This is a genomic window from Haloarchaeobius iranensis, from assembly GCF_900103505.1.
Classification (GTDB): domain Archaea; phylum Halobacteriota; class Halobacteria; order Halobacteriales; family Natrialbaceae; genus Haloarchaeobius; species Haloarchaeobius iranensis.
The window spans coordinates 1-7,742 of the sequence record NZ_FNIA01000050.1 but is presented as its reverse complement, the minus strand read 5'-3'; the positions used below and the strand labels follow the sequence as shown (position 1 = coordinate 7,742).

Genomic DNA, 7,742 nt, shown 5'->3' with positions numbered 1-7,742 from the left:
GCGTCTCTCGACGGCGGTCGATCGAAGCCACAGCTCAGCCAGACAACCGTGTTCCGAAGCTCCCGCTCAACCGGGCGAATCCCGTAGATATCGTGGTAGTAGCAATGAAGGAACCCACGCATCAGCTCTGGTGGTTCGTGATCTCGTGTTCGCCCCGTCTCCGCCGGGGCGAACACGTCGAACTCTTCGAGAAACTCGAAGGAGAGATGCTCAAACAACGCTAGTGTCTCGGTCTCCGCGACATTGAAGAACGTCTCTACCGAAGGAGCATCTTGCAGGGTCGCTGAACTCATTCCACCTCAGCGTTCACCCTGCTCCTTGGTGTGGTAATCGTTCTATGACACCCTCACAGTGAATACTACGACGCATCGACCAGCCAATTACAGGAGATGCTGATATCCTATGCAGGCCTCGTTGGGTCCCCGACAGGTGTAGCAAAGCAATTCGTGTATTCTCGCGCCGCACTTCAATACAGTGACCTCAGTCTCACTGCTATTGTCGCCATTTCAGAGATAGCTACTCGCGGTGAACATCGGCTCCCAACGTCGTTAGATGCTATTCGAGCCGCTGCATCAGTCAGTGGTCGTTACTACGTCCAAAGGGATGCACTACCTGATGACAGATACATCATCATAAGAGAAGATACGGAGATTCTCGTCGGGTATTACAATACCAGCCGACTCTAAACAATAAGCAATAGTAGTTCATCATCATGTCTGGCCATTCACCATCACGACGAACGGTTCTTGCACTGAGTGCATCGACCACACTCACAACGCTGTCTGGCTGTCTCAGTGGGATACTGGGGGGGAACGACCCGGACCAGACAGTCATCGACCTTCGAGAGACTGGGACGCTTCTCCGGCCCCAAATTGAACACAGACCGGAAAATTTCGGCATCACTCTCGCACTCTCTGGTGACACGCTCTTCGTCGGCGGCTCGAATGGATTAGGAAGACCGGGACCTCCCGTCGATGTGTTCACCAAATCCAGCGGTACGTGGACCCGATCAGAGACGATTTTCCCGCCAAGAAACGCTCCAAGGTCCGAGTTTGGGGTAGATATCGCTCTACAGGGAGACCGCGCACTTATCGCAGAGACGTATCAGGACTCGGAAAATGAATCACGACTCGTCGTCAGAGCCTACAGAAAATCAGGTGGAACGTGGTCACACCGTGGCGTCATTTGGCAGTCACCGATATTCGAAGGGAATACTCTTCCATCCATCTCACTCGTGGACGATATAGCACTGATCGCAAGTTCAATCACCAGACAAATATACTGGTTCAAACACACGACTGACGGCTGGACGAAGGTGGCACAGTTACCAGCATCCGGCCCCTCCGAACCCAGAAACTACATCGCTGCGGACAGCAGTTCGGAGTACGCGGTTGTCGGTGTTCCAGAAGATACCTCAACTGCTGTGTCTGCAGGCAGTGCGTACCTGTACCGGAACGAGGAGGGAGCCTGGAACCACCACACAGATCTTAGACCGAATGATCTGGATAGAGGAGACATGTTCGGGTACGCGGTGGCAATCACTGATTCGCATGTCCTTGTCAGTGCAAGGGATGACTCCAATCCAAACGGGTCGGGTGCTGGTTCGGCGTACCTCTATTCTATTACGGAGACGGGTGTGACTCAGGTGAAGAAGTTCTGGGCAGCGAACAGTGGGAGCGGAAGCCACTACGGAATTACTGTCGGGCTGGATTCCGGTGTGTCGATAGTGGGAGCGACGCGTGCGGAATCGATGGGCACAAAGTACGTCGGGGCTGCGTATCTCCGAACGGCAGCGGACGACTGGGCGCACCAGTATAAGCTAGTCGATTCACAGGCCCCACAGGGCGCGTACTTCGGGAACGCAGTTGCCATAGATGAGGCACACGTTGCTATCGGGGCGACCAACCACCACGGAACCAGTCCCGGGTCGGAGCAGTATTCGGCCTTCGACCAAGCTGGTGCTGTCTTCGTCGTAGATCGCTCCGCGCTGGGGAATAACAGCTGAGCGTCGGAGTGGGACTTTTTCAGAACAGATCAATCGGTGCGTATTCCGCTCGATTCGAGCCGAGACTCTAGTAACTCCTGCTCCCAAGTTCACTCTCCCCGTCCGTCTGCTCTCGGTCGAGATGCATGATCAGAGGAACTCCACGTCGGGACGGGCCCGCTAGTCGCGGACACCGACGGCGACGGCGACGACGACCGCCGCGAACTGGGGTCCTACGACGCCAGTGCGAACGCCCACGCGGCTCGCAGCGACCCGTCCACGGCGGACACGGACGGCGACGGCATCGACGACGGCACCGAACTCGACGGCTGGACAGCCACGCTGCTCACGACCCGCGGGGACGCACAGAACTTCCAGAAGGCGCTTGTCAACGACTCGCTCTCGCCCGACGAGTACGTGACTGAGCGGACAGTCACGAGCGACCCGCTCGCGAACCACTCCGACGGCGACGGACTCTCGGACGGTCGTGAGCGCGACCTCGGGACCGACCCGTCCGCGATGGACTCGGACACGGACCGACTCGACGACGCTGAGGAACTCGATAACGGCGAGGATCCGACGATGTTCGACGTGTCGCCGCCGGAAATCAGAGTTACCAACTCGAACTACGTGAACGTCGACGACCCCACCAACCCTCGTGGTCAGTACCTCATCACGGCCGAGGTCTCCGACCCGAGTCTGGTCACGAACTTCACCATCACGGTGGACGGGGAGACGTACCACGACCGCGGTATCCCTGGCGGACCGACTGATCGGTTCCTCCTCTCGCAGACGGTCACCGTCGGGTTCGGCCAGGCACTCCTCAACGGCCTGCAGACGAACGCGCTTCGACTGACGGTCGGTGACCGCTACGGGAACGCCCAGACGACGACGGGATACACGAGCTCGAACTTCTACATCCAGGCTGGTCGCGAACTCGGTGCGCTGGAGACGTTGAGCGCCCAGGAAGCGACGGCGCTCGGTCTGGCCTCCGGTATCGCGAAGAGTTCCGGGAGTATGGGCGAGACCATCCAGCAGGCGCTGACGAACCCCGAGGAGTTCCTCGCACAGTTCACGAACTTCCAGCAGTACATCACGCTCGCCCAGAACTTAGAGCGCGTCCCCGGGCTGATGGTCCGGCAGTACCAGAACGACATGCGGACGGCGAACCCGTACTACGACATCCGCTCGGACCAGGCGACCCACGAGAACTCCAACGACTTCGCCCGTGGCTACTACGTCGGCGTACTCACCTTCGAGGTCGCGCTCTCGGCGACGGGAGCGACTGCGGGGTCGAAGATCAAACAGCTCGATAGAGTGCAGGAGCTGGCCTCGCAGCCGCGCGTTGCTCGCGCGCTGAGCTACTACCAGCGGGCGCAGCGCGTCCCTGGTCGTGCAGTCGGGACCGTGACCGCTCCGGCCGCGCGAACCGGCTCTCGGATTGCTGCAGGTCTCGCACGGCGGACTGGCGTCGACGGTGACCTGGTTCGGGAGACGCTCGGGTCGACGGCGACTGTCGGTCGGCAGTGGTGGACGACCCAGCGTGCCCAGCGCTTCGGGTTCGACAGACTGAGTGGGCTCTCCGAGACGAGTCGGAGTCAGGTCAGTCGACTGTTGCGCCGGTCTGACGAGGACATCGACGACGACCTGCGGGCGATGTCCGACGACGACATTGGAGCCGCGACTCAGTTCGCCTGTGGGGTTGCATCGCCGTCTGTCCTGTACAGTGGCCGGGGTATCGTTCGACAATCGACGCCTGACGACTGTGGCTCGATCGACCCTGATGCGTTCCGTGGCGCGGCTGCATTGTCTGATGATATTGATAGTGCAAGATATGAACAATTACTGGGGTTCAACGCCGAAGTCAGAAGAACCGTCGCAAGAGTATATAATCAAAACCCGGACGTTGAATCAAGAGAAGTCGAGAAGTATATTCAGACCCTTAATCGGGTTGATTCGGAGGGCCGACAATCAGCTTCCCGATTGGTTCGAGAACTCGGATCAGAAGGCTTCCGAGTAACGAATAATGCATATGAACTGACAGATACGGTCGAGGATATAGGGAGTGAAGATATTTCTGACCTACTATCCGCATATAAATTATATTCGGAATCGCCCCAAGCACGGAGATCTGTCCCCGAAATCCAAGATGACTTAACAACCCTCGCGAATGAGGGTGGCGGTGTTCAGGGCCTTGCCAAGGCCATCAGGGCAGGAAAAGGTAGTGTGAATAATGTTAAAGGACTTGACGGAGAGGTAGAGGCTGCGACTAACCTAATTGATGCAGGAGTCGAGGTTCGAGAACTCGAATTCAACGTAGTGGCAGATATAGATGGAAATGAGGTCGCCTCGGAGATTGATATAGATCTTGCAAATGAGGATACAGGCATCGAAATCAAGAATCGAGATTATGAAAGCGCATATGAGAACATGCCAGATGAAATTGCGGAGAGCGCAAGGCAGCAGGATATCGATGATCTAGTACAAAAAATAGAGGTCGTAACTCGCAACAGAGATACATATATAATTGCAAGCCGAACAGAAAATATCGAGGGTACTGTTATTGAAGAGGCTATTGAACAAGCCAATATACCTGAAGGTACCACTGTTGAGGTAATCACGATCGAAGAACTCAAAGAGTTGTAAATATGGATGAAAGATACTTTATCCTGTTCATAGCTGATGAGGATCCCGATGTTAGGTCAATTGTCGATAGATGCATCGAGATGGGTTTAAAGACTACTTCCAGCGGTGGAACAGAGCGCTTCGAAAAATACGAGGCTAAGGACGGATCCGGAAGCAGTATCGACGTTCAGAACAACGAGGTAGAAACGGTAGTGGATAAGATAGCCAAATCAAAAAAAGGTGAGCTCACCTTTTGGTATGACGAGCCCCAATCGACGGATTTAAAACTATCATTTGTTGGAAGCAAATCCTCAGATTGGCCAACTCACAGAGTGATGGTGAGTTTCCGAACGCTTCCGTTACAAGTAGGAAACCAATCAAGAGCTGGGGACTACTCTGAAGCTGCGGTGGAAAGTCGTGTCAAGACGATAATCGATGTACTCGTCGAAATTATCCCCTTCGTCGACCCTGAATATGCATACTCAACACTATGGGTCGGACAGAACCCGGTCGAAGGTCTCCAACCGACTGGAAAGCCAATACCCAAGCACATCCAGGAGATAGGATGGCTCACGATTATGTCTGAGTCAACTGTAGAAGATTTTGGTGGCTTCGACCACGTGCTCGACACGCCGGCATGGTGTGTACAGAGATTAGACACAGGCCATGTAATGATAGTCAAATCAGACCGGCCTGTAGCACCGACGAAAACCCCATCGGCAGAATTAGCGGATCATCTAATTAAGTAGGGAAGTACACACTTCCCCATCGACACATACGTTCATCACAACCCCGATTCCGGGCATAGAGCCACGTATTCGCTGTATTTAGCTATTTGACACACAATCCTACTGTGCTATTGATTCGGAGCATTTCGACCATCTTCTCGAGTTCCTGGATCCGTTCCTGCTTCTGTTCGAGTGTCGTCTCGAGCTCTTCCATACGTTCTAAGAGCAGTCGATTTTTCTCCGCAGGGTGGCTCTCGGTCCGAGGGGCAGCGTATCTCCGAAGAGCAGCTGACGACTGGGGTCGCAAGAATAAGCTAGTCGATCCACAGACCCCACAGAATGCGCATTTCGGGTCCGAAGCGGCTATCGATGGGGAACACGTTGCTATCAGGGTGGCCAACCACCACGGGACCAGTCCCGGGTAGGGGCAGTTTCCCGACTTCGACCAGACTGGTGCTGTCTTCATCGTAGCTCGCTCCACCCTGTGGAATAGCAGGTGAGCGCCGGGGGAGGGTTCTCCGAATGGAGTCAATCGGATTCCTACTCTGATACGAACGAGAGTCCGAGAGCGCGTATTCCACTCGATTCCAGCCGGGGGCCCAGTACCGACTCTCACCGGTACGTCTGGTCTCGGTCGAGACGCGTGTTTCGGGAGAACGGCGTGTCGGTGCAAACCCTGCTCGCCGTTCGGCCCGAGCGTCCATCCCTCCGAATATGGAGTATGCTGCGGACGCGCTCGGTCAGCATACGAGGTGGTCGTGCGGGTGTCGTCTGTTCATTTTACTCGAGGTCAGAGGGAACTGGGAAGTGCGTTCTCGGGCGTGGCTGGCTGTCCGAACACTCCCGTTCGATTACGCTCCGCGAAAGGGGATGAGAACCCAGCGAATATTGCGTCGTGTTTTGTCTTCTATACCGATGCAACTAGGTCAGAAGATAGCCCGATTGATGAGGCGCCAGACGCGACTGGTAAACCAGACTGAATGATAATAATCCGGAAGACATAAAATGAGGGACCTAACGAGAAGAGAAATAGTTGCCACAGTTGGAGGAGCAGTTGGTGTGACTTCTGGATGTCTTGGTATTCTTGATTCGAGCACCGGAAGCGACTGGCAACAGTGGGGCCATGACGCTCAGAACACCTGCTACGTCCCGAATGGGGTCGAAATAAGTGGAGTGCCGGGAAATTCGTGGGAAGGGCAGATATCGATCGGAATGCCACCGGGGGTCCAAGACTCAACAGTGTACAGCGGCAGTGGGGTTGATGGCCTGGTGGCAGTAGACATTGCGGATGGGTCCAGAAAGTGGACGTTCGAACGTCCAACAACGATTCAGTCGACGCCAGCTATCCGGAACGGTTCGGTATATGTTGCGGACATCAATGGGACGGTCTACTCTGTCTCGAAGTCCGGGGACGAAGAGTGGCAAACTAACATCTCTGGTGACGTTGGTTTCAGTGCTGTCAGTTTAGCCAGCGACGACGTGTTCATACAGACCGACGATGGAGCACTCCACTGTCTTGATGCATCGAACGGCGAGCAGCGCTGGTCTACTCCCGCACACGGTCGGCCAGCGCAATCGAACCTTGCCCCAGCAGTTCTAGATTCGGCCGTGTATGTCTCACAGGACCAACTCAGGGCGTATGATACATCCGACGGGAGCCAAATTTGGGAGTCTTCACTGGCGGAACGAGTACGCACAGCACCTTCTGTCGATAACTCACATGTGTATGCTGGTAGTAAAGATGGAACGCTTTTCGCCGTCGATCGAAGAACGGGTGAAACCAGATGGTCGTACTCGACAGGCGGTGAACTCCGGTCTTCGACGCCTGTCCTTGCTGATGAATCCGTATATGCAGGCAATCTTGCAGGTAAGTTGTTCTCGATAAATGCAAGCGATGGGACAGAAAACTGGTCACTGACAACCGAGACTTGGATAACGAGTGCAACTTCTGTTGCTGGAGAAACACTGTACGTGTACTCTGGGTCGTCGCGCATGGCAGCATACGAGAGCGAAACTGGTGAACTGAAATGGGCTACTGAACCCGAACAAATACCAGTGATGTCGACCGGCTGTGTTGAATCACTAGACGGCGTCGAGATAGGTCGCTAAATCAAAGGAGTTGAAGCGGAGAGATTCGGTTACCTATGACACAAATCTCCCGCTTCACTGGTGAGATTGTGCCGATTGCCCAAGTTGTTACCGGTGATGGAGACGAATCCGCCGCCCCGGAAGGTGGCGGCGGATTCGCCGACTATGCCCTCGTTTCCCTCCACTGTCTGCGGATTTACCTCGATACGTCCTACCGAATGACGATTGACCTGCTGAAGGAGATGCCACAAATAACCGGGGAGATCGGCCTCAGCAAGGCCGATCTCCCCGCTCCATCCACGTTGTGTAAAGCGTTC

4 protein-coding genes and 2 pseudogenes are annotated in these 7,742 nt (G+C 55.2%); 5 read left to right on the top strand and 1 reads right to left on the bottom strand.

From position 1 onward, the window contains the following. Positions 1-293, bottom strand: a pseudogene (locus BLT27_RS18620) (IS5/IS1182 family transposase); the annotation flags it as partial. 683 nt (positions 294-976) lie between these two features. Between BLT27_RS18620 and BLT27_RS18615 the strand changes: the two are divergent. The 5 genes and pseudogenes from BLT27_RS18615 to BLT27_RS18595 form a co-directional block, all read left to right on the top strand. Then, on the top strand, positions 977-2,005 hold the full coding sequence (locus tag BLT27_RS18615; RefSeq protein WP_175526524.1) for an FG-GAP repeat protein: 1,029 nt from the start codon (positions 977-979) through the stop codon (positions 2,003-2,005). Between the two features lie 396 nt (positions 2,006-2,401). Continuing rightward, positions 2,402-4,630, top strand: a complete 2,229-nt coding sequence (locus BLT27_RS18605; RefSeq protein ID WP_139172431.1) for a thrombospondin type 3 repeat-containing protein — start codon at positions 2,402-2,404, stop codon at positions 4,628-4,630. Positions 4,631-4,632: 2 nt separating this feature from the next. Continuing rightward, positions 4,633-5,358, top strand: coding sequence for a hypothetical protein (locus BLT27_RS19430; RefSeq protein WP_139172430.1), 726 nt, complete (start codon positions 4,633-4,635; stop codon positions 5,356-5,358). A gap of 984 nt (positions 5,359-6,342) precedes the next feature. After that, a complete protein-coding gene (locus BLT27_RS18600; protein WP_089736596.1) occupies positions 6,343-7,446 on the top strand; it encodes an outer membrane protein assembly factor BamB family protein in 1,104 nt (367 codons plus the stop codon). Positions 7,447-7,481: 35 nt separating this feature from the next. Next, positions 7,482-7,742, top strand: a pseudogene (locus BLT27_RS18595) (IS5/IS1182 family transposase); the annotation flags it as partial.

Coding starts and splice junctions, on each gene's coding strand:
- BLT27_RS19430 (WP_139172430.1), top strand. CDS start 4,633: ATGGATGAAAGATACTTTATCCTGTTCATAGCTGATGAGGATCCCGAT.
- BLT27_RS18600 (WP_089736596.1), top strand. CDS start 6,343: ATGAGGGACCTAACGAGAAGAGAAATAGTTGCCACAGTTGGAGGAGCA.